2 pseudogenes are annotated in these 691 nt (G+C 64.5%); one reads left to right on the forward strand and one right to left on the reverse strand.

Going from position 1 to position 691, the window contains the following annotated elements:
- A pseudogene (locus tag G3N93_RS41195) lies at positions 1-331 on the reverse strand (LysR family transcriptional regulator); the annotation flags it as partial.
- Positions 332-539: 208 nt separating this feature from the next.
- Between G3N93_RS41195 and G3N93_RS42365 the strand changes: the two are divergent.
- Positions 540-691 (forward strand): annotated as a pseudogene (locus G3N93_RS42365) (ABC transporter substrate-binding protein); the annotation flags it as partial.

A 691-nucleotide genomic window follows, 5' to 3' on the forward strand; every position in this document is an offset into this window, starting at 1 on the left:
GTTCGGCGGTTTCGGCGCCGAGCGCCCGGGCGCGCGCCTCGATCGCACGCAGGACGACCAGCGAGCGTTCGACTTCCTCCTACAGCAGGAACGCGCGCCGCGTCGGCGTGACGCGCGGGCCGTGCCGGTCGAACAGCGCGTAGCCGAGATCGGCTTCGAGCTCCTGGATCTGCCGCGTGACGGCCGGCTGCGAGCGGCCGAGCAGTTCGCCCGCGCCGGTCACGCTGCCGGCCGACATGACCGCGGAAAAGGCTTCGAGTTGATGCAGCTCCATGACACCTTCCGATGATGCGATTTGCGCATTGTAGGAGTACGAGCATGCGCGATTCATATAATGATTTTTTCTATCGACAGCGCGAAAACTGCGAAGGGCCCGATCGTTGCGATGGTCGGTGGTGCGAGCGTGTGCGTCGGTTGCGACGGGTGACGTGAACGAAACGCCAATCGAATCAACGTGATGCGATCCATGCCGACACAGCGCGCGATGCAGGGCGTACAGGCGAGCGTTCGCGAGCGCCCGCCCCTTCGCGCCGCGCGCGATATCGATATGCGCAAAACTTCGTTGGATCGTCCTGAACCGGATGGTTACATGCCCTCACTCTTTTCGACTGACTGAAGCTGGGGGACGCATGAACGTTTCGGGGAACGACGCACGCGGCGCATGGCGGCGCGTGCTGGGCACGGTGGCGGC

It is taken from the genome of Burkholderia sp. Se-20378 (genome assembly GCF_017104665.1).
GTDB classification, from domain to species: Bacteria; Pseudomonadota; Gammaproteobacteria; order Burkholderiales; family Burkholderiaceae; genus Burkholderia; species Burkholderia lata.